Consider the following 23651-nt stretch of genomic DNA (forward strand, 5'->3'; position numbering starts at 1 on the left):
CAATGCGGGAATCCAACGTGGCAAAAGATACAGCAAAATCTCAGGAAGAAGCGGCCAAGAACGCGACCGCTACGGCAGCGGCCGCTTCCGACGCAGCCGACGGCACCAAACCCGTGAAGGCTGCCCGCGCGGGCAAGTCCGGCGAGGCCGAAAAGCCCGCCAAGGCCAAGGCGACCAAGGCCAAGGCCGAGAAATCGACGAAGGCAGAGAAGGGCGAGAAGGCCGAAAAGCCTGCCAAGGCCAAGAAGGCTGACGGCGCCAAGAAGCCGGCCAAGAAAGCCGCCGGCAAGAAGAAGGCGGCGGCCAAATCCTCTTCCAGCGACCTGGACGATGATGACGGTTTCGATGACGGCGGCGACTACGACATGATCTCCACCGACGACGGCGATGACGCCGATCTCGACGGAGACGACGACGCGGTCGAAAGCGATGTGCCTGCGGCTCCGACCAAGGGCAGGGGACGTGACAAGCGTTCCAAGGAAAAGGCCCTCATCAAGGAGGCGCTGGCCAGCGTCAAGCAGGGCGTGACCGAAGAGGAAATGGAAGCGCGCCGCAGCCGCCTGCGCCAGCTCATCAAGCTGGGCAAGGAGCGGGGCTTCCTCACCTACGCCGAGATCAACGACCACCTGCCCGAGGGACTGACCGAGGTCGAGGCCATCGACCAGATGATCGGCACCTTCAGCGACATGGGCATCTCGGTCTATGAACAGGCTCCCGATACCGACTCGCTGCTGCTCAACGACCGTACCGTCACCTCGTCCGACGACGACACCGAGGAAGAGGCCGAGGCCGCCCTGTCTTCCGTGGACTCCGAGTTCGGTCGCACCACCGACCCGGTGCGCATGTACATGCGCGAGATGGGCTCGGTCGAGCTGCTCACCCGCGAGGGCGAGATCGTCATTGCCAAGAAGATCGAGGAAGGTCTGAAGGACATGATGCATGCCATCTCGGCATGTCCGACGACCATTGCCGAGGTGCTGGAGCAGGCCGACAAGGTCCGCGCCGCCCAGCTGCGGGTCGACGAGATCGTCGACGGCCTGCTCGACCCGGATGCCGACGACGAGGAAATGTCCTTCGGTCCGGCGCGCTCGGATGGCGACGATGACGACGAGGCCTCCGTCGCGGCCATGAACAACGCCAAGCTCGAGGAGCTGAAGGAAGAGGCGCTGTCGCGCTTCGACAGCATCGGCGCCGCCTTCGAGCAGATGCGTCAGGCCCTGGAAACCGACGGCTACAAGTCGCCGGCCTACCTGGCTGCCCAGGAATCGGTGCAGCGACAGCTGATGTCCATCCGCTTCACGGCCAAGGTGGTCGAGAAGCTGTGCGACATGCTGCGTGCCCAGGTCGACGAGGTTCGCACCGTCGAGCGCACCATCCTCGACATCTGCGTCAACCGCGTCGGCATGTCGCGCGAGCACTTCATCAAGAGCTTCCCGGGCAACGAGACCAACCTGGCGTGGGTCGAGAATGAGCTGGCTGGCAACCCGCCGTATGCCGACGTGCTGGCTCGCAGCATCCCCGATATCCAGGATCTGCAGCAGAAGCTCATCGACCTGCAGGTGCGCGTGGTGCTGCCGCTGCCCGACCTGAAGGAAATCAACAAGCGCATGGCCATGGGCGAGATGAAGGCGCGCAAGGCCAAGCGCGAGATGACCGAGGCCAACCTGCGCCTGGTCATCTCCATCGCCAAGAAGTACACCAACCGGGGCTTGCAGTTCCTCGACCTCATCCAGGAAGGCAACGTCGGCCTGATGAAGGCCGTCGACAAGTTCGAGTTCCGGCGCGGCTTCAAGTTCTCCACCTACGCCACGTGGTGGATCCGGCAGGCCATCACCCGCTCCATCGCGGATCAGGCGCGCACCATCCGCATCCCGGTGCACATGATCGAGACCATCAACAAGATGAATCGCATCAGCCGCCAGATCCTGCAGGAAACCGGTGTCGAGCCTGACCCCGCCACCCTGGCCGAGAAGATGGACATGCCGGAGGACAAGATCCGCAAGATCCTCAAGATCGCCAAGGAGCCCATCTCCATGGAGACGCCGATCGGCGACGACGACGACTCCCACCTGGGCGACTTCATTGAGGACACCACCACGCTGGCGCCTTCCGACGCCGCGCTGCATGACTCCATGCGCGAGGTCGTCAAGGAAGTGCTGGACTCGCTCACCCCGCGTGAGGCCAAGGTGCTGCGCATGCGCTTCGGCGTCGAGATGAGCACCGACCACACGCTGGAAGAGGTCGGCAAGCAGTTCGACGTGACCCGTGAACGCATCCGCCAGATCGAGGCCAAGGCGCTGCGCAAGCTGCGCCACCCCAGCCGGGCCGACAAGCTCAAGAGCTTCCTCGAAGGCCAGTAAGGCCCGCGCCCGACGCCTGCTCATGGCAGGGCAGGGCGCAGTCACTTGCGGACCCATCCCCGACAGGGCACTGCCCCTGCCGGGGATTTTTTTGGCCCGTTCACGGAGTGTGCCCGGAAAATTCCGGTCGATCGTTCCTCGCGGCGTGGTGAGGCCGCGCTCGGGGGCAATCTGTCACACATCTGCGGCCACCAGTAGACACACAGCCTCCGCTCGTCCAGCGCCCGTTGCCCGCGGGTTGACCCCTCCCTCAGACTTGCCGTTGCAGGATATTCCACGACCGCCATGGCGGAGTGGGTTCCTGCCTTCCGTTCAACCGCTAAGGTCTGGAGAGCATGAAATCCTCGCAAGCCTCGGCAGGCTTCACGCTGCAGGAGATGCTGGTCGTCATGGCAATCATGGGTATTGTGGCCGCCATGGCCGCTCCCAGCTTCCGCGACTTCGCCATCCAGCGTTCGATTGCCGCCCAGATCACCGACCTGACCTCGGCCCTGCGCCTGGCCCGTTCCGAGGCGCTCAAGCGCGGCCGTGAAGTCTCGCTCTGTCCGACAAGGAACGCTTCCGCTGCCAATGGAAAGCCCATGTGTGTCAACTCCACGGACTGGAAGACCGGTTACCTGGTCTTCATCGGCAGTATCTACGCCAACGACCAGTACATCCGTGTGCAGCAGCCGTACAGCAATGGCGGCAGCATCCAGGCAGACGACGTGGGCGGCATCCGTTTCCGACCCAACGGGGTCCTGAAGGTAGGGGGGCCCGCACCTTCACCTTCAAGCCGCCGCTGCCTACCAGTGACCGATCCTACAAGGCCCTGGAGAAAAAGGTCTGCGTCAGTTCCACGGGGGTGCTCGCACCATGCTGAATCCTGTCTTCTCCCGCACCTCCCGCCAGGAGGGCTCCAGCCTGATCGAAGTGCTGGTGGCCGTCATCGTGCTGTCGATCGGCATGCTGTCCATGCTCTGGGCCCAGACCAAATCGATGGGTTTCGAGCGGACGGCCGAGTTTCGCAACATGGCCGCCCAGATTGCCAGCGAGTACGCGGATCGGATCCGTGCCAACCTCAATGTGGACAAGGGGGTGGCCCGCGGTGATCGGGCCAACGCCTATCTCTATACCGCCGGCTACGACCCCACCGTGAACATTCCTCCCTACAGTGGCCCCGACTGCCTGAAGGGAACGGTCATCTGCACGCACTACGACATTGCCCGCTTCGACCAGCAGGAAGTGCGCCGGCAGGCCCGCAACAGCTTGCCGGGTGGCGATCTGTTCGTGATCAAGAACGCCAGTGGTGATGCCATCGACATCTGGGTGCTGTGGAAGCAGCCCAATGTGCCTGGCCTGGACGACGATTCGCTGTCTTCCGACCGCTTCTGCCCGCGTAATGTGCAGGGCAACAACCATCGACCGCAATGCCTGCAGCTGGGAGTGAAGCTTTGAACTCGACGAACGGCACCATGCCTCGGCAGCCCCGTCCGCTGGCCTGGCATCCGCCTGGTGGGCATGCCCGCCAGCAGGGCTTCTCGATGATCGAGATGCTCATCTCTGTCGCCATCGGCCTGATGGTGACAGCCACCGTCCTCTATACCGTCAGTGGTTCGGGCATTTCCGGGCGCAAGCAGAATGTGCAGTCCACCATCCATGACCTGGGCAACCTGGCGCTGGTTCAGCTGGCTGACCACCTGCGCATGACGGGCTTCTGGCTGCCATCCTCCGAAGTGATGGCCGAGGACATCTCGATGAACCACGACAGCCCGCTGTTTGGCTGCAGTGGGCCCTTCGCCGATCCGGCTGCTGACTGGAATTCGCTGGCCTGTGGCAATGGCAGTCAGAACGGCGACAATGATTCGGTGGCCCTGCGCTTTCAGGTGCAGCCTGGCGGGCGGAACTGGGACTGCCTGGGCAACGTGGTCTTCAGCCAGAAAATGCACGATGCCAGCCTGACGGCGGCTCCCCTGGTGGCCAGCACGCCGCATGGCCCGCAGGCACACGCCATCAGCGAGGAAATCGAGGAGCGACTTTACATCAAGACCTCCGGAACGGCCTCGGGTAACCCAGGGTTGTTCTGCCGCTCCAACATCACGCCCACTGATGCCCGAATCCCGCGTGAGCAGATTCTGGCCGACAACGTCGAGCAGATGAGCATCCGTTATGGCGTCTCGGGCATCAATCCCAACGCGCTTGCCACCAACGTGGCCTTCGACGCTCCGGCGCTGAGCGGCCGTACTTCCACCTATCGCGACGCTTCGCAGATGACCACTGGATGCCAGCCTGGCTCCATCCAGCCCAATGCCTGGTGTGCGGTGAACGCAGTGCGTATCTGCCTGGTGATACGCAGCGAGGACAACGTGAACGACCAGGTTGGCACGCCCTATGTGGATTGTAACGGCGTGTTGCGTACCGTGCAGGACCGCCGGCTGCGCCAAGCTTTTACCACCACGGTAGCCATCCGTAACAAGGTCGGGGTGGCCCAATGAAGCTCCGTACTGTCTTGCAGGAAAGCACCATGCGTCATTCCTCCATGCAGCGCCAACCAATGACATCGGTCGCCGGGTGGGGCAGGGCGTCCACCCCGCAGCAGGGTATCGTCATGGTGATGACGCTGATCCTGCTCACGGTGATGGCGGTGAGTACCGCCGTGGCGGTGCGGTTGTCGTTGACCACCGACATGGTGGGTGCCAACCTGCGTGCCCGTACGCTGGCCTTCCAGGCTGCGGAGGCTGCATTGCGCTACTGCGAAGAAAAGGTGATCCGTGAGTTCACTACCTTGCCCATGCTGGTGAACTACCAGAAGGATGAGGAGTGGGCGGATGATGCGGCCTGGGCTGGTCCGGCCAAGCTGGAAGTGCCGCGCGAACAGCTCGGATTGCCTGACAACATCAAGAAGAACCCCCAGTGCCTTTTCCGGTATCTGACCATCGACGACTGGCGTAAGATCGCTCCGCCCGTACCGGGCACCATCACTGCCGAGTCTCGCGGTTTCGATGCCGACAGGTTCCTGTTCTTCCGCATCACGGTCCGTGGCTTCAGCCCGGGCTATCAGGAATATGCTGCACGAAAGGCTAACCAGTCATTGACTGACTACCAGTCAGCCAAGGGAGCAGAAGTGCGGCTGCAATCGATGGTGAGAGCAATCAGATGATGGTGCTTGTGACATATCCCCCTGTTCCTGGTCCGATGGATGCGCCAGGTGATCTGTCGGCCCGCTGCGGCCGTGAGCTTGGCGCAGGAAATCTGGTGCACCAGGTGGCGTTCCGCGGACAGCAGGATGCTGAGGACGGTGGCGTGCAGCTTCCGGCCGTGATGCCGGCAGCCCGGGTCTACAGCACTCGCACCTCAGCTGGCGTGCGTGGCTTCACCCTCATCGAGATCATGATTGCACTGGCTATTGTCGGCATCCTGTCGGCCATTGCCGTGCCATCCTATTTCTCGTACATACAGCGAGCGAATCGGGCAGACGCCAAGGCCACGCTAATGGACGCCACCCAGTTCATGCAGCGTTTCTATTCCCTGCACAACTCCTATCGCACCCAACGTGATGGAAGGACACAGGTCGCACTGCCGACGTCGTTGCAGAGATCGCCCAAGAATGGTGCGCCGCTCTACGATATTTCCGTCGAGAGTGACGACAACAGCTATACGCTGCGTGCCGTACCCAGGAAGAAGACGGACCCCTGTGGCACGCTCACGCTTAACAGCGTGGGGGTTCGTGGTAACGATACCCGGGCGGTGACGGGTACTGAGCGGCTTTCGGCCGAGAACTGCTGGCGCTGAACGACGCTTTCCGTGGGGAGGTGACCTCATGAACGCAGATCAAACTGGACGTGGCCACTGGGCTGCACAGGCTTGGGCCCTCCGCCATGCCGGACCCGTGCAGGAAGTCCCCGGTATGCTCGATGGCGATCCGGACGAAGCAGCACTGTGGGTGCAGGGGCTGGCTTCGTTCGAGGAGGATCCCGAGGCCGATGTCCTGCAGGGGCTGTCGGGTCTTCTGGATGTCCCGGTCGGTCAGGACGCGGACTGGCACGACCTGGAAGGTGCCGACGAGCCCGACTGGCACATGGCTGTCTACGACGGCCTGGAAAGCTTCGAGGGCTTCGAGGGCTTCGACGACTACGCACCTGTCCATGAGGATGAGATGGACGATCATCCGGTGGGCATGGGGGCCATCGAGCGCACTGTCTCGGCTCGAACGAACGAGACCTTCTCCGGCTCAGTCGTCACCTGATTCTCCTCCCCCATGTCTGCGGGTGGGGGCACCCTTCTGAACATCGTGGCCGCCGGGCCGTGCAGGGACGCACGGTTTGGCGGACACGATCCGATCGAAACATGAAACCGATGGAAACCGTAACCCGCCTCCACCTGAATCGAATGCCGGCAGCTGTCATGCCGCGCAGGGTTCCGCGTGCCGTGCATGCGGCGCTGCTGCTGATGTCGTGCAGCCTGCTGTCACCTGTGCAGGCCGAGATTTCCCAGCGGTCGCTCATCAACAAGGAAGTGACGGTTGTCGAGCCAAACCTGATGTTCACCCTGGACGACTCGGGTTCGATGGCCTTCAACTATCTGCCCGACACGGACCTGGAATATCATCTGTTCGCCTTCCACCCCGACGAGCCGGACGACTATGCGCCCTACAAATACGAGGGGCTGCTGGCCACGGACGACACCAACATTCTGGCAATCCGTCGACGTTCGCCGAAGGTGAACACGCTGTACTACGACCCGGATACACGGTATGAACCCTGGGTGGACAAGAACGGGGTGCGCATGGCCAACGCCGACCCCAGGGCCGTCATCTACCACGTCAACCACCCCAACTCCAAATTCAAGGATCTCAAGCTCGACATCACCGGGGAGAGGTCGGTGGGGGAGCGCCCGGTGTGTGTGACGCCGCAGGGGAATCAGTTCGTCAGCGACCTCAGAGAACAGAAGCCCTGCACGGGGGATGGCGTCACCAGGACGGTGGCACCGGCTACCTACTACCTGCCGAAAGACCCGAAATTCAAGCCGCCCGGGGACTGGACGAAAGACAGTGCCAGCAACTACAAGCGCATCTCGATCAAGGACCACCAGTATTTCGACCGGCCCTTCACACGCACCGACTGCCTGATTTCCAAGAAAAACCCCAACGTCCGCGAATGCACGCAGGCGGAGGAATACCAGAACTTTGCCAACTGGTTCCAGTATCACCGCACGCGGATGCATGTGGCCATTGCCGCCGTGGGCAACGCCTTTGCCACGGCCCTGGGGCCGGATATCCGCGTTGGCTATGGACGCATCAACCAGGGAGTGCTCAAGCCGGTTGATGGTGTGGAGACCATCGTGGTCGAGCGCGGGGTACGGCGCTTCGTCAACAAGAATGCCGCAGCCACCACATTGAATGCGGGTGAAACCGATCGTTCGGACTTCTTCAACTGGCTCAATACGCGAACGGCCGACGGTGGAACGCCCCTGATGCGGGCAACGAATACCGTCAACAACTACTTCCGGCGTGCCGACGCCATGGGCCCCTGGGCAGCGGAGCCGGGCCGGATAGGCGGGAAGCTGAATCAGCGCCGCAACCATCTGGCATGCCGTCGTTCCTATCACATCCTGATGACGGATGGGCAGTACACCTTCCCCAAGTATGATCCTGATCACCCGGAAAGAACCGAGGGGATGCTTCAGAAGGACTTCCCGCTCGAGTCCGACAATGTGGACGGCGAGAAGATCAAGGATGATCGTGCACCGGAAAAGGGCGGGCCGGCGCGCGGCAGCTATCAGTATCGTCCCCAGGCCCCGTACAAGGGAGTGGCTTATGGGTCGCTGGCCGACTACGCCATGGATGGCTGGAAGAACGATCTGCGTCCGGATCTGAACAACGAGGTCCCCACCTACGAGGGTAACCCTTCGTTCTGGCAGAACGTGACCACCTACACGCTGGGCTTCGGCGTGGAAGGCACGCTGTCGTATCCCGATGACCTGCAGAAGATCATCAACGGATCGCTCTCATGGCCCGCCGAGGTGAAGCCCGGCACACCCACCGCCATCGACGACCTGTGGCATGCGGCCGTCAACGGCCATGGCAAGTACGTCAACGTGCGCAACAGCGCCGGCTTCATGAGCGAGATGGCCGGCATCCTGGCCGAGATCGCCAGCCGTACCGGAACCTCGGCCGGGGTGGCCGTGGCGTCGCGTGCGTTGCAGGCCAACAACCAGAAATTCGTGCCCTCGTACAAGACCAAGGACTGGACGGGAGACCTGAAGGCCTATGCAGTGGATGCCCATGGCCAGCAGGGAGCGCTGCAATGGAGCGTTCTGGAGCGTCTGCCCAAGCCCATCGATCGGACCATGTACGTGGGGACCGGAAAATTCGGCAGACCGGCAGCTTCACCCTTTTACTGGGACAGCGCCGAAGACAAACCGGCCCGGCGCATGACCGACGAGGCCAAGCGCGAGCTGATCAAGGGGGCCGGCAAGAAGGACGAGGACGGCAGCCCGCTGGTGCTGTATCTGCGAGGTGACCGTTCCGAGTCGGGCAAGATGTTTCGTACCCAGTTGCAGAGTGCGGTCATCGGCCATATCGTCAATTCGCAGCCGGCCTACATCGGTTCGGCCATTGACCGCGGCTACCGCTACCTGCCGGCTACCTTCGGCGGCGCAAAGTCGGGCGCTGACAGTTACAAGGACTACGTGGCGCAGAAGGCAGCACGTACCTGCAGCGCGACCATCCAGGGCGGCGCTGCGAAGGTCTGCGGCCCCGCCATGGTGTTCGTGGGCAGCAACGAAGGCTTCCTGCACGGCTTCAATGCCAATCCCGATCCCGCCAAGAATGGTGGACGCGAGATCTTTGCCTTTGCCCCCTTTGCTTCTCTCTCCGAGCTGGGGCGCTCCTCGAAGCCAGACTTCCAGGCCCGCTTCATGATGGACGGCCCGCTGATCGAGCGGGATGCCTTCTGGGGCAACCGCTGGCACAACGTGGTGGTGGCCACGACCGGGGCAGGGCCCAAGGCCGTGTTCGCGCTGGACGTGACCCAGACCGACTTCAATGGTCTGGATCAGGCCGTGCTGTGGGAGCTGAGTGACGTCAATCAGTCGGTCAAGGCCAATGCGGATGCCATCGGCCATGTGCTGCAGGAGCCCGAGGTGGGCGTTCTGGCCGATGGCCGCTGGGTGGTGGTGATCGGCAACGGTTATGAGAGCCGCTCGAAGCGGGCCCAGCTGCTGGTGGTGGAACTGCAGACCGGGCAGGTGATTGCACGACTGGATACGGGCGTGGGCAGTGACAGTCAGCCCAACGGCCTGGGAGGCGTGGCCCTGGTGCGTGATGGCAACCAGGTGATCACGGGTGCCTTTGCCGGTGACCTGCGGGGCAACGTGTGGAAGTTCGATCTGGCCGCCTCCCACCCGTCGAACTGGAAAGTGTCGTATGGCAAGAAGCCGATGTTCACTGCGCACGACGGACGGGCCATCACCGCAGCGCCTGTCCTTGTCACCCATCCGCTGGGTGGCGTGATGGTGCTGGTGGGTACGGGCAAGCTCTTCGAGGTGGGTGACAATGAGATCCCGGCCGACTACGATCGGGACAGGGGGCCATTCGATTCACTCTATGGCCTGTGGGATACCGCACGGCTGAGCATCGATCGAAACGGAAACCGCACCTGGGCGGCCGATGACCGCAAGAACGCGGATGGCAGCACCAGCAAGGGCAATGACGGCATTCCCATCAAGCTTGGCACCGTGGTCACTCGCAGGCTGCAGGTGAATCCGGGCATGACACTGGTGAAGATCCCGCTGGAAGATTCGGCCAACCGAAACCTGGACTGGACGCGGGACCGGGGCTGGCGCGTGACGCTGAAGGACATGATCGCGGTGGGGGGGCAGCGCAACATCGTGACTCCGCAGCTGATGTCCGGTCTGGTGCTGTTCGAGACGATGAGTCCCTGGGTGGATGAGGTCACGGCGGCCTGCAAGCCCCGGATCGACACACCGGGGTTTGCCCTGGCGCTGGACCCGCTGTCCGGCCGCATGAGTCCCAAGGCACTTATCGACACCAACAACGACAAGCTGGTCGACGGTGGTGACGCACCGGTGGCGGGCTGGGAGTTGGAGAACTGGACGGGGCGTTCGGTGGTCGTGACCCAGCCGCCGGCCAAACCCTGTGGGGGGCTGGCTGACTGCAAGCCGCTGCCTGCCCAGCTGTGTCCGGAAGATTCTCTGGCCAATAGCCTGCAGAACGTGGGCGATGCCGTCCAGGTGTGCGTGGGCCTGCCTGCGCCCACGCGCTGGTGGTGGCGCGAGATCTCGGTGCCCGATGTCACCTACAACGCTGGTGCAAATCCTGGCCAAGCCCAGATTACTGTGACAGCACCCTGAGGCCGGGCAGCCGCACCGGCCTACCATCCGTCGATTCGCAGGCGGCGATGATCCCGCCTGCCTTGTCGGAGATCGTGCGTCGAATCATATTGCCGTTCTGATCGAGGAGAACCGTCCAGGGGCATTGGGCTCCTGGCGGGGGCTTCCGGAAAAAGGACGACGATGATACGCATGACCGATCCCTGCTGCGGCAGGCCACATGCTGGAAGCAGGGACGCGCTCTCGCAGGCGGTCCGTGCCGCCTTGCTGCTGATGTCCTGCGCCCTTGCGCCGCAGGCACACGCTGTCATCTCGCAGGAATCGCTGATCGTCAAGGAGCTTCCGGTCGTCGAGCCGAACCTGATGTTCACGCTGGACGATTCGGGGTCGATGGCCTTCAACTTCCTGCCCGACACCGACCTGGACGATCATCTGTTTGCTCTCCATCCGGCCGAGCCCAGGACCGGGTACACGCCCTGGCGTGTTCAGGGACTGCTGGGTACGGGTGACAATGACCTGCTGGCGGCTCGCAAGCGCTCGCCGCAGGTCAACACGCTCTACTATGACCCGGACATTCGCTACGAGCCCTGGGTGGACGGAACAGGGGTGCGGATGCCGAATGCAGACCCCCGGAAGGTGAAGTACCACCTTGGCCATTCGGAGGAGAAGATCGCTTCGCTCACCATGGACATCACGGGACTCCAGCCCGTCCATCAGCCCGGGATGGAGAATCCGTATGAGGGAGCCTGCGTCAGGCCGCAGCTTGAGCCCAAGAAAGGGCAGGAGTGCAGTGTGGTGGACCGCAGCGTCACCATGATTGCACCGGCCACGTACTATCTGCTCAAGAACCCCGACAACAAGCCGCCCGTGAGGTGGACGCTGGGTGACTTCCAGTCGTCGAAAGACAGCGCCAGCAACTACCAGCGCGTCTCCATCATGGACCACAAGGAGTTCGTGCGGGCCAACACGCGTACTGACTGCAAGGTGACCAGTCCTGGTGCCAGCACCCGTACCTGCACGCAGGCGGAGGAATACCAGAACTTTGCCAACTGGTTCCAGTATCACCGCACACGGATGCATGTAGCCATTGCCGCCGTGGGCAATGCCTTTGCCACGGCACTGGGCAAGGATATCCGGGTGGGTTACGGACGCATCAACAAGAGCGCCGAAAGTGTTGTCGATGGTGCCCTCACCAGCATTGTCGAACGTGGGGTCCGCCGTTTCGAAGGCGAAGACCGGAGTGCATTCTTCACCTGGCTGAGCCAGCGTACTGCCAAGGGTGGTACACCGCTGATGCACTCCCTGCAGACGGTGAACAGGTACTTCGAGCGCAAAGACTACACGGGGCCCTGGGCAACAACGCCTGGGAAGCAGACAGGTGAGAAGCATCTGGCGTGCCGACGCTCCTATCACATCCTGATGACGGACGGCCAGTACACGTTCTACGATGATTCGCCGTCGCACTATACGAATGAGTCCGACAACACGTCAGGCGAGGAGATCGTCGATCACCGGCCGGGCAGCAGTCAGGGCAAGATCCATTCGACGTATCAGTACCAGCCCGTTCGTCCCTTCATGAGCGCGACCCCGGGTACGCTGGCCGACTATGCGATGGACGCCTGGAAACGGGACTTGCGTCCGGATCTGGACAACCTGGTCACGCCCTATGATGGAAACCCTTCGTTCTGGCAGAACGTCACCACCTACACGCTGGGGTTCGGCGTGGAAGGGAACATTCCCTATCCGGACGGGTTGAAGGGCATCATGGACGGCACGCGGGAGTGGCCGAGCAGGGTCGAGGCCGAAAGTCCCTCGGCCGTCGATGACCTCTGGCACGCTGCCATCAACGGCCACGGCAAGTACGTCAACGTGCGTAACAGCAGCGGCTTCCTGACGGAAATGGCGGGCATCCTGGCAGACATCTCCAGCCGCACCGGCAGCACCTCGGGCGTGGCTGTCGCCTCGCGGGCGCTGCAGGCCAACAACCAGAAGTTCGTGCCGTCGTTCAAGACGAAGGACTGGACCGGTGACCTGACGGCCTACGCCGTGGATGCCGCCGGCAACCAGGGCGCGCGCCAATGGAGCGTGCTGGACCATCTACCCAAGCCCATTGACCGGCGCATGTACGTGGGTACCGGCGCCAGGTCGGGGGCGGCCTCTTCGGCGTTCTTCTGGGACACGATGAGCACGGACGCGAAGAAGGCTCTGCGCGACGGCGCGCTCAAGGGGGAGGGTGATGGCAGCAAGCTGGTGATGTATCTGCGCGGGGACCGGAGCGAGTCCGGCAAGGCATTCCGTGAGCAGCTGCAGAGCGCCGTCATCGGCCACATCATCAACTCGCAGCCGGTCTACATCGGTGCCCCTGTCGATCGGGGCTACCGCTACCTGCCGGCGACCTTCGGAAACACCCCGTCGGGCGCAAAGAGCTACACCGCCTATGTGGCGCAGAAGGTGGCGCGCAGTTGCAGCACGGCCCTGCAGGGGGGCGCTGCGAAGGTCTGCGGTCCCTCGATGGTTTTCGTGGGAAGCAATGAGGGCTTCCTGCACGGCTTCAATGCCAATCCCGATCCGGCCAAGGATGGCGGCCGCGAGATCTTCGCCTTTGCGCCCTACGCATCGCTGTCGCAGCTGGGGGCCTCGTCCAGATCCGGTTTCAAGGCCCGTTTCATGATGGACGGCCCGCTGATCGAGCGGGATGCCTACTGGGGCGGCAGGTGGCGAAATGTGGTGGTGGGTACCACCGGGGCAGGGCCGAAGGCGATGTTCGCCATGGATGTGACGAACACCGACTTCAACGGGCTGAAGGATTCCGTGTTGTGGGAGCTGAGCGACGCCAACCAGGCGGTGCAGGCCCATGGCGATGCCATCGGTCATGTGCTGCAGGAACCTGAGGTGGGCGTGCTGGCCGATGGGCGATGGGTGGTGGTGACGGGCAATGGCTACGAGAGCCGCTCCCGACGTGCCCAGCTGCTGGTGATCGAGCTGTCGACGGGCAATGTCCTTGCGCGGCTGGACACGGGCGTGGGCAGCAATGCCCAGCCCAACGGTCTGGGCGGCGTGACGCTGGTGCGCGATGGCAACCAGGTCATCACCGCGGCCTACGCAGGCGACCTGCGCGGCAACCTCTGGAAGTTCGATCTGGCCAGCAAGACGGTGTCGGACTGGAAGGTGTCCTACGGCCAGAAGCCGATGTTCACGACGGATGACGAGCGCCCGATCACGGCACCGCCGACCACCGTCACGCATCCGCTGGGCGGGGTGATGGTGCTGGTGGGCACCGGCAAGCTCTTCGAGGTGGGTGACAACAAGCGGCCCGATACCGCCCGAGGGCAGGCGCTTCCGGTCGAATCGATCTACGGGCTGTGGGACTACACCCGGCTGGTTTCCGATGAGAAGGGCAAGCGCGCCTGGGTGGATGGCCGCCAGAAAGACAAGGATGGCGTGCCCATTGCCCGTTCGGCGGTGAAGACCCGCAAGCTGAATGTCATCGGAAGCCGTTATCTGGCGCAGACGCCTTTCGACGACAAGGCCAACGGGATCCTGGACTGGCGCAAGGACAGCGGCTGGCGCATTCGCCTGGTGGACATGATTGCGCTGGGCGGTCAGCGCAACATCATTGCGCCGCAGCTGATGTCCGGCCTGGCGCTTTTCGAGACCATGAGTCCCTTCGTGGATGAAGAGCTGGGAGCCTGCGCGGCCAATGTGAACACGCCGGGCTTCTCGCTGGTGGTGGATCCGCTCTCGGGGCTGATGAGCCCCAAGTCACTGATCGATACCAACCGGGACCGCAAGATCAACGAGGCAGACCTTCAGGTGGCGGGCTGGAGCGTGGAGAACTGGACCGGACGGTCGGTGATTCTGGCAGAGAAGCCGCCCAGGCCCTGCGAGGGCGCGGGTTGCCAGAGCCAGGCACAGACCAGGTCGGTCTGCCCGCCCGATTCACTGGCCAGCAGTCTGCAGAACGTGGGTGATGGCAAGCCGGTCTGCGTGGGCGTGCCGTCGCCCACCCGCTGGTGGTGGCGCGAGCTGGCCATTCCGGACATCACCTACAACCCGGGGGCCGTGCCCACGGCGGCAGGCAAGTGATGCGCTCACGGCCCATGAGGAGACCCATGAAGATGAATGAACAGGATGCTGTTTGGGGCGTTGCCCGGAAAGGGCATCGGATGCGGTCGGCTGCACGCCTGACGCAGGGGGTGAGGCTTGCCCTGGCGGTGTTGGCGGGTACGACCGGTGTGCTGGCGCATGCGGAGATGGCCCAGCACTCGCTGATCATCGCCGATCCTCCGGCGGTCGAGCCCAACGTGATGTTCACGCTGGATGACTCGGGCTCGATGCTGTTCAATTACCTGCCGGATACGGAGATCAATTTCCAGCTGTACGCCATCCACCCGGGTGAGCCGGCCCAGGTGGGGACCTACGAGGTGAAGGGGGCGCTGCCTTCGGAGTATTACGCGCTGGCCGCGCGCCGCCGTTCGCCGGACGTGAACCTGCTTTACTACGATCCGCGGGTTCTGTACCTGCCGTGGATGAAGGCCGATGGAACGCGTGAGCCCAAGGCCAGTCCCGAGGCTGCGTACTATTTTTACGGGCACAGCACGGTGACAGTGAATCTGCGTGGCACCTACCAGCTGCGGCCGAATGACCACAAGGTCTGCGTGCGGGCTGCCCGGGGGTGGAACGATCCTTGTAAACAGGATTACGGTATCAACGCCGTCAAACCAGCCACGTATTTCCTCTTCAAGGGCCGTGAAAGGCTCACGCGTGAGGGCATCACGCCTCGGGAGCGGGAGCAGCTGCTCAACGACGTCAGGAACTACACACGCGTTTCCATTTCGGAGGCGACCTCCTTCCAGATCGATTCCGACGAGCGCACGGACTGCATGAAGGCGGCCAACGGTGTGCGGACCTGCACGCAGGAGCAGGAATACCAGAACTTTGCCAACTGGTACCAGTACCATCGCTTCCGCCACCTGCTGGCCGTGGGGGCGGTCAGCGAGGCCTTCGCACGCCAGGTGGGCAGCGACGTGCGCGTGGGCTATGGGCGCATCAACAAGGGCTCCACCTCCGTCGATGGCCGTGACACGGGCGTGGTGGAGCGCGGCGTGCGCCGTTTCCAGGGAGCCGACAAGGACAGCTTCTTCAACTGGTTGCAGAGGGACGTGCACCCTTCGGGCGGGACGCCATTGCTGGGGGCCTCGATCTCGGTGGGTGACTATTTTTCGCGTGACGACATGGATGGGCCCTGGGCGGATCAGGGGCCGGACGGGCGCAAGCGCATGCTGAGTTGCCGTCGCTCCTACCATATCCTGATGACGGACGGTCAGTACAACGACCTCAAGACGAGAAAGTTCGAGAACCACGCAGGCATCGAGGATGCTGATGGAACGCCGGGGCCTGTCATTCCGGCTTCGGGCCGCAATGCGCAGTACCAGTATCAGCCGGATGATGCCAGGAACAAGCTCTATCCCAGCCCGGCCAGGAGGACACTGGCAGACATTGCCATGTACTACTGGAACCGTGACCTGTTGCCGCGGCTGCCGAACAATGTGCCGGTCGATGGTGACAGTCCGTCCTTCTGGCAGAACGTGACGATGTACACGCTGGGCTTTGGCGTGGATGGTAGTCTGCCGGCCGGGACGCCGGAGATCCAGACGAGAACGCTGGAGCGGTTGGCCAGCAGTGAGCTGAAATGGCCGGAAACGATCAACGACGATTCACCGGAGGTCATTGATGATCTCTGGCATGCGGCCGTCAATGGCCATGGCCGCTATGTGAACGTCAAGAACAGCACGAGCTTTCTGGCTTCGATGCGCAAGATCCTGGCCGAGATCGTCAATCGCAATGGTTCGACGGCCGGCGTGGCAGTGAACAGCCGCGCCTTGCAGGCCAACAACCAGAAGTTCGTGCCGTCCTTCATGACGCGCAGCCAGACCGGTAACCTGATGGCCTATGCGCTTGACAGCAAGGGCGAGCAGGGCGCACCGCAATGGAGTGCGATCGACAAGCTGCCGCACTGGAGCTGGCGTCGTGCCATCGTGGGCAACGGCAATACCTCGGGCGAGCGGGCCAGCAAGCTCTACTGGAGTTCTGACCGGCCCAACGATCTGCCTACGTCGGTCAAGACCATGCTGCTGGATACGCAGGGCATCGCACGCAATCAGCATGCCGGCAATGAGGCCGTGGCCCGCGGGCGCCAGCTGGTGGCCTACCTGCTGGGTGACGGCAACTATGAGACCACCCTGTTCAGGGCGCGTCGTGGCGTGCTGGGGCAGATCATAAACTCCACGCCGGTCTTCATCGGAGCGGCCACCAATCAGGGCTATGCCTCGCTGCCCACCGAGCTGGGCGGCAAGCATTCCGGCAGCAGCACCTACCGGGCGTACCTGAAGGGTACCAAGGGGCGGCAGAACGACAAGGACAAGCTGGTGGTGGTGGGCGCCAACGACGGCTTCGTGCACGCCTTCCGGGCCAGTGACGGGGTGGAGCACTTTGCCTATGCGCCCTACGTGGTGCTGCAGGAAATGGCTCGGCTGGCCGACAAGCGGCAGACCGGACAGCGGCTGCTGATGGACGGACCGCTGGTGGAGGCCGATGCCCATCTGGGGGGGCGATGGCAGAACGTGGTGGTGGGCAGCACGGGTGCCGGTCCGAAGGCGGTGTTTGCACTGAACATGACGGGCACGGCGGATGCTGACCTGGCCCCGAAGGCGCTGATGTGGGAGCTGGATGCCAGCCGGGATCGCGAGCTGGGCCATGTGCTGGCTGCGCCCGAAGTGGGCGTCCTGCGTGACGGCACCTGGGTGGCGGTTTTCGGTAATGGCTATGAAAGCGAATCGGGACGTGCCCAGCTCTTTGTGGTCGATCTGGCCACGGGTGAGGTGCTCAAGCGGCTGGATACCGGGGTGGGCTCGAAGACCGATCGCAACGGACTGGGCGGCGTGAAGCTGCAGCGTGACGGCAATCAGGTGATCACCGCTGCGCTGGCGGGTGACCTGAAGGGCAACATGTGGAAGTTCGATCTGGCCTCGGGGGATCGCAGCAAGTGGAAGGTGGCCTTCGACCGCCGGCCGCTGTTCAGGACCCAGGATGCTCGCCCGTTCACGGCCGCACCGGTGCTGGTGCCGCACCCGCGCGGCGGCACGATGGTGCTGGCCGGCACGGGCAAGCTCTTCGAGCCCGGCGACGAGCGCTCGCGGGCGCAGGAGTCGCTCTATGGTCTGTGGGATCAGTCGACGATGGTGCAGGACATGGAGGGCGAAGGGGCCAATCGGCGGCAGGTGGGCTGGAAGTGGCGCGAGGGGGATCCGGTCGAGGCCAGGTTCCTGGTGACGCGACGCCAGACCGTGTCGGCCGATGGGCGCCTGGCCTACGAGAGTGATCCCGGCAAGGCGCTGAACTGGGCGTTGCATCGGGGCTGGCAGATCCCGCTGGACATGATGCGCAACAAGGGGCTGCGCCTCATTGCGGCGCCGCAGATGGTCTCGGGCATGGCGCTGTTCGAGACCATGACGCCGGTGGTGGAGGTGGACTATGCCCGGAATCCCTGTGCCGAGCAGGTGAACGTGCCGGGCTTCAGCACCTTCGTCGAACCGATCACGGGGGGCATGGCCACCAAGCAGGTCATCGACACCAACCATGATGGAGCGATCGACAACCGCGACCGGATCGTGTCGAGCTGGAGCGTGGAGAACTGGACCGGTCGTTCGGTGGTCCTGAATGAGGAGCCTCCCAAGCCTTGCAGCACGGCGCCGTGCACGGCGCAGCCGCAGCAGAACCTGTGTCCGGAAGGATCCCTGACCAGTGTGGCCATGACGGTGGAGAGCCGCCAGGTGCTGTGTGTGGATGTCCCGACGCCGACCCGCTGGTGGTGGCGCGAGCTGTCCGTGCCTGATATCACCTACAACGCAGGTGCCACGCCGACGGCGCCTGTTGGAGGGGCTACTCAGGGAACACTGGCCGGTGATGGTGCCCCGGGTGCCACGAAGGGGACTGCCCCCCGCTTCTGAGTCCGCGTATCGCCGCCGCGCAGCCCGCTTTCCGGAGCAGGGCTTGCGGGGTGGCGGTGCGTGCTGCCACCGCCTGTCACGAGCTGCATGGCGGCAGTCTGCAACGGCTTGCCTGCAGTCGGCGTCATGAAGATAGTGCCCGGATCATCAGGAAGTCCGCGCGATTCCGAGGATGCGCGGCAGGTATTCCGGAGAGATCTTCATGGCAGTGAATGGCAGCAAGGCAGGTGGGCACCATGGTGTCGAACATTGTCCCGGCATTCAGGCCGGGGCAGGGAAGGCAGTGCGCCTGGCCCTGTTTCTGATGGCCTGTGCTGGTGCGGGGACCGTGCAGGCCGAGATCGCGCAGCACTCGCTGATCGTGGCCACGCCCCCGGTCGTGGAGCCCAACGTGATGTTCACGCTGGATGACTCAGGCTCGATGCTGTTCAACTATCTGCCCGATACGGATCTCCCCTACCAGATCTATGCCATCCATCCCCAGGAGCCGGCAAAGATCGCCTATTTCGGGATTGCTGGCCTGCTGGATTCGCGTGACGGAAACATCCTGTCGGCGCGTCGGCGTTCTTCGGACGTGAACCTGCTGTATTACAACCCGAAGGTGCGCTACATGCCGTGGATGAATGCCGACGGCACCCGCGAGCCGGACGCAGATCCGGGGGCCGTGCACTATTTCTACAAGCATGCAGGTGACAAGACGCTGAACCTGAGAGGTCTGCAGCCTGTCGCGGGCAGCGCGCACCAGGTCTGTGCAGCCTCCGTTCAGCGGGGTTCGAAGTGCGTGCCCTTTGCCTGGGGACAGGCGCCTGCCCAGGTGAAGCCGGCCACCTACTATGTGCTGACGGGGGTGAACCGGAATGACCCGGCCAGCTATCGGCGCGTGTCGATTGCCGACCATCAGGAATTCGATATCGAGTCCACCGACCGGACCGAATGCCGGCAGAAATCTCCCGGTGTGCGTACCTGCACCCAGGAGCAGGAATACAAGAACTTCGCCAACTGGTTCCAGTATCACCGTTTCCGCTACCTGCTGGCCGTGGGGGCGGTGGGCGAGGCCTTTGCCCGTCAGCTGGGAGGCGATGTCCGCGTGGGCTATGGCCGGATCAACAAGGCGGAAGGGGCAGTTGACGGTATCGCAACCCGGGTTGTCGAGCGGGGCGTGCGCCGGTTCGACGGCCAGGACAAGACGGCGTTCTTCAGCTGGCTGCAGTCGGTGAACCCCTCCGGCAGCACCCCGTTGCTGGGGGCCACCATTGCCGTGGGTGAGTACTTCAAGCGTGACGGGGCGCAGGGGCCCTGGTCGGACACGGACAGCAAGGGCCAGACGCGTCAGCTGAGCTGCCGTCGCTCCTATCACATCCTGATGACCGACGGGCAGTACAACGACCAGGACAACACGCAGATCGACCGGATCCCCGGCATGAGCAATGCCGACAATGAGCTGGGTCCGGTGATTCCGGCATCGGGCAAGAATCGTGCCTTCCGCTACGATCCGAATGACCCGAACAACCGGCTCTATCGCAGCGCCACGGGGCGCACGCTGGCCGATGTGGCCATGTATTACTGGAACCGGGACCTGATGCCCAATCTGGCGAACAACGTTCCGGTGGATGCCGACAATCCGTCGTTCTGGCAGAACGTGACGATGTACACGCTGAGCTTTGGCGCGGACGGCAAGCTGCCGGCATCGACGCCTGAGTCGCAGGCCAGCACGCTGCAGGACATCGTTTCGGGCAGGCGGTCGTGGCCCGCCGTCGTGAGGAAGGATTCGGACGAGGCGGTGGACGACCTGTGGCATGCCGCCGTCAACGGTCGGGGCCGCTATCTGAACGTCAAGAACAGTACGGAGTTTCTGGCGTCGATGCGCCAGATCCTGGCCGAGATCGTCAACCGTTCGGGTTCGACCGCCGGGGTGTCGGTCAGCAACCGGGCACTGCAGACCAGCAACCAGAAGTTTGTGCCGTCGTTCATGACGCGTGACCGGACGGGCAACCTGCAGGCCTTTGCACTGGGTGTGGACGGCCGGGAAGGCAATCTGCAGTGGAGCGCCGCCGAGAAGATGCCGCACTGGAGCCGTCGTCATGCCATTGTCGGCAACGGCAGCACCACGGGAGTGCGTGCCAGCAACTTCTTCTGGAGTGCGGAGCGCAACGATGAGTTGCCACAGACGCTGAAGCAGGCGCTGCTTGATGCTGGTGGCGCACCCGGCCAGGGCGCGCAGCGCGAGGTCTGGGGGCGGCAGCTGGTGGCCTACCTGCTGGGTGACGGCAACTACGAGACCACGCTGTTCCGGCCTCGCCGGAACGTGCTGGGCCAGATCGTCAACTCGGCACCGGTCTTCATCGGGGCCGCCACCAACCAGGGCTATGCAAGCCTGCCGGAGCGCGTGGGCAGCGGGGGCCAGACGGTGGATTCCGGTGCCCGTTCCTACCGTGCCTATCTGAAGGAGCAGAAGGGGGCCGCATCGCGCCAGAAGCTGGTGATGGTGGGTTCCAACGAGGGCTTCGTGCATGCCTTCCGCGCCAGTGACGGGGTGGAGAGCTTTGCCTATGCGCCGAACGTGGTGATGAAGGAAATGGCCCGGCTGGCCAATCGGAACAATCAGGAGCAGCGCTTCCTGATGGATGGTCCGCTGGTGGAGGCCGACGCACACCTGGACGGCAAGTGGCAGAACGTGGTGGTGGGTACCACGGGCGCCGGCCCGAAGGCGGTGTTTGCGCTGAACATGACGCGCACGGCCGATGCCGATCTCGGGACAAAGACACTGATGTGGGAGCTGGACGAGAGCCATGCGGCCGAGCTGGGCCATGTGCTGGCCGCACCCGAGGTGGGGATGCTGCGTGATGGCACGTGGGTGGCCATCTTCGGCAACGGGTACGAGAGCAAGTCCCGTCGTGCCCAGCTCTTCGTGGTGGATCTGGCGACCGGGAAGGTGCTGAAGACGCTGGACACGGGGCGCGGCTCGATGGCCGAACCCAACGGTCTGGGCGGGATCAAGCTGCTGCGTGACGGCAACCAGGTGATCACCGCCGCCTATGCCGGCGACCTGCATGGCAACGTCTGGAAGTTCGACCTGGCGTCGGAGCGGGCCGCCGAATGGAAGGTGTCGCTGGGCGGTCGCCCGCTGTTCACCACGGCGGACCGGCGGCCGGTGACGGCAGCGCCCGCACTGGTGCCCCATCCGCGTGGCGGCACAATGGTGCTGATCGGTACCGGCAAACTCTTCGAGACGGGCGATGAGAAGTCCCGGGCACTGGAGTCCTACTATGGCCTGTGGGACAACGGTACGCTGGTGCAGAAGCAGGCGCAGGCCGGCGGGACCGTGCAGGCCGCGGGCTGGCAGTGGCGTGAAGGCGAGCCGATTGCCCTGACGACGCTGGTGCGCCGCAACCAGACGCTCACCCAGAACGGCAAGCTGGCCTACGAGACCGATCCCACCAAGGTGCTGAACTGGGCCACGCACCGGGGCTGGCACATCCCGCTGAACATGATGAGCAACCGCGGGCTGCGGACCATCGCGCCGCCGCAGATGGTCTCGGGCATGGCGCTGTTCGAGGCGATGACGCCGGTGGTGGAGGTGGACTACGTCAGCAATCCCTGCGCGGAGCTGGTGAACGTGCCGGGCTTCAGCACCTTCGTCGAGCCGATCACGGGCGGCATGGCCACCAAGCAGATCATCGACACGAACAATGACGGCAAGATCGACAGCCGTGACATGGTCGTGTCGAGCTGGGGCGTGGACAACTGGACGGGGCGTTCGGCGGTGCTGAACGAGGAACCGGCCAAGCCGTGCGCCGATGCCAACTGCACGCAGGCGCCGCGGCCGGGGCTGTGCCCGGAAGGCACGCTGACCAGCGTGGCACTGACGGCCGACAGCCGGCAGGTGCTGTGCGTGAGCATTCCCGGGCCGAACCGCTGGTGGTGGCGCGAGCTGGCCGTGCCTGACATGACCTACAACGCGGGGGCCACGCCGACAGCCGTGCCGACGGGCACGGTGCCGAGCGCGGCCAAGGGGGGCAGCCCACGTCCCTGATCAGGGCTGCCGGTTGGTGAAGGTGTCGCAGCGCTGTACCGAGCCGGTTTCGTTGCCGATGCGGAACCAGGCCTGGCGCTGCTGCGAGCTGCCGTGGGTGAAGCTTTCCTGGTTGACGGAGCTGCCGGCGCGACGCTGGAGGGCATCGTCGCCCACGGCTGCGGCGGCATTGATGGCTTCGGCAATGTCACCGGCATCGAACCAGCGGCGTGCCTGCTGCGAATGGTTGGCCCAGATGCCGGCATAGCAGTCGGCCTGCAGCTCCAGTCGGACCGACAGGGCGTTGTAGCTGCGCTGGTCCATGCGCTTGCGGGCTTCTTCCACCTGCTGCAGCGTGCCGGTGAGGTTCTGCACGTGGTGGCCCACCTCGTGGGCGATGACATAGGCCTGAGCCGTGTCGCCGGCCGCGCCCAGCTGGTCCTGCAGCACCCGGTAGAAGGCCAGGTCAATGTAGATCTTGCGGTCGCCCGGGCAGTAGAAGGGGCCGGCCCCGGTGACGCCCACGCCGCAGGCCGTCTGGGTGCGGCCGGAAAACAGCACGAGACCCGGTGGTGTGTAGCGGGCGCCATTGGCTGCGAAGATCTTCGTCCAGACATCCTCGGTGCTGGCCAGCACCACGGAGACGAAGCGCTTGCCGGCGTCGTTCTGCCCGCTCACCTGCTGGGACTGGGTGGTGGTGGGCGCCAGCGACTGCCCGGTGCCGATATCGCCGCCGGCCAGCAGCCCCAATAAAGTAAGGGGGTTGATTCCCAGCAGCCACCCGCCAATGAGGATGACGGCGACCGTGCCCAGGCTGAGGCGGCCTCCCCCCACGCTGAAGGGCAGGCCCCCGCCGCCGCCGCTCTGGCCGCGGCGATCCTCGATGTTGCTGCTTTCGCGTTCGTTCTCCCAGCGCATGGTCGATTCCGTGCAGTTTCG

General features: G+C 63.9%; 11 protein-coding genes and 1 pseudogene. 11 read left to right on the forward strand and 1 reads right to left on the reverse strand.

Features of this window, described 5'->3' with window-relative positions; all coding sequences use genetic code 11:
- Positions 1–2 precede the first annotated feature (2 nt).
- From rpoD to EL249_RS05585, 11 genes and pseudogenes are all read left to right on the forward strand, one after another.
- Positions 3–2360: an RNA polymerase sigma factor RpoD gene (rpoD, locus tag EL249_RS05535; RefSeq protein WP_005673814.1), complete on the forward strand. Its 2358-nt coding sequence runs from the start codon at positions 3–5 to the stop codon at positions 2358–2360.
- Positions 2361–2695: 335 nt separating this feature from the next.
- Positions 2696–3100 (forward strand): annotated as a pseudogene (locus EL249_RS13855) (GspH/FimT family pseudopilin); the annotation flags it as partial.
- A 115-nt stretch (positions 3101–3215) separates the two neighbouring features.
- The gene (gene pilV, locus EL249_RS13520; protein WP_005673813.1) at positions 3216–3797 is read left to right on the forward strand and encodes a type IV pilus modification protein PilV; all 582 of its coding nucleotides are present in this window, start codon (positions 3216–3218) and stop codon (positions 3795–3797) included.
- A complete protein-coding gene (locus tag EL249_RS05550) occupies positions 3794–4834 on the forward strand; it encodes a PilW family protein (protein ID WP_040529952.1) in 1041 nt (346 codons plus the stop codon). Before pilV ends, EL249_RS05550 begins: the two co-directional genes overlap by 4 nt.
- Before the next feature lie 29 nt (positions 4835–4863).
- A complete protein-coding gene (locus tag EL249_RS05555) occupies positions 4864–5499 on the forward strand; it encodes a pilus assembly PilX family protein (RefSeq protein WP_169311684.1) in 636 nt (211 codons plus the stop codon).
- A gap of 35 nt (positions 5500–5534) precedes the next feature.
- Positions 5535–6131 (forward strand): type IV pilin protein, encoded by a 597-nt coding sequence (locus EL249_RS13740; RefSeq protein WP_005673810.1) that lies wholly within the window; start codon positions 5535–5537, stop codon positions 6129–6131.
- A 115-nt stretch (positions 6132–6246) separates the two neighbouring features.
- A complete protein-coding gene (locus EL249_RS05565; protein WP_005673809.1) occupies positions 6247–6585 on the forward strand; it encodes a hypothetical protein in 339 nt (112 codons plus the stop codon).
- Positions 6586–6743: 158 nt separating this feature from the next.
- Entirely contained in the window at positions 6744–10712 is a 3969-nt protein-coding gene (locus EL249_RS05570) for a pilus assembly protein (RefSeq protein ID WP_232002043.1), read from the forward strand.
- 171 nt (positions 10713–10883) lie between these two features.
- Positions 10884–14777, forward strand: a complete 3894-nt coding sequence (locus EL249_RS05575; RefSeq protein WP_232002044.1) for a pilus assembly protein — start codon at positions 10884–10886, stop codon at positions 14775–14777.
- A 26-nt stretch (positions 14778–14803) separates the two neighbouring features.
- Positions 14804–18700, forward strand: a complete 3897-nt coding sequence (locus EL249_RS05580) for a pilus assembly protein (RefSeq protein ID WP_005673805.1) — start codon at positions 14804–14806, stop codon at positions 18698–18700.
- A gap of 202 nt (positions 18701–18902) precedes the next feature.
- Complete coding sequence (locus tag EL249_RS05585; RefSeq protein WP_126348106.1) at positions 18903–22733, forward strand: pilus assembly protein; 3831 nt, start codon at positions 18903–18905, stop codon at positions 22731–22733.
- Here the strand turns inward: EL249_RS05585 and ypfJ are convergent, their stop codons facing one another.
- The gene (gene ypfJ, locus EL249_RS05590) at positions 22734–23630 is read right to left on the reverse strand and encodes a KPN_02809 family neutral zinc metallopeptidase (protein ID WP_005673803.1); all 897 of its coding nucleotides are present in this window, start codon (positions 23628–23630) and stop codon (positions 22734–22736) included.
- Between the last annotated feature and the right edge of the window lie 21 nt (positions 23631–23651).

Source organism: Lautropia mirabilis, assembly GCF_900637555.1.
Taxonomy (GTDB): domain Bacteria; phylum Pseudomonadota; class Gammaproteobacteria; order Burkholderiales; family Burkholderiaceae_E; genus Lautropia; species Lautropia mirabilis.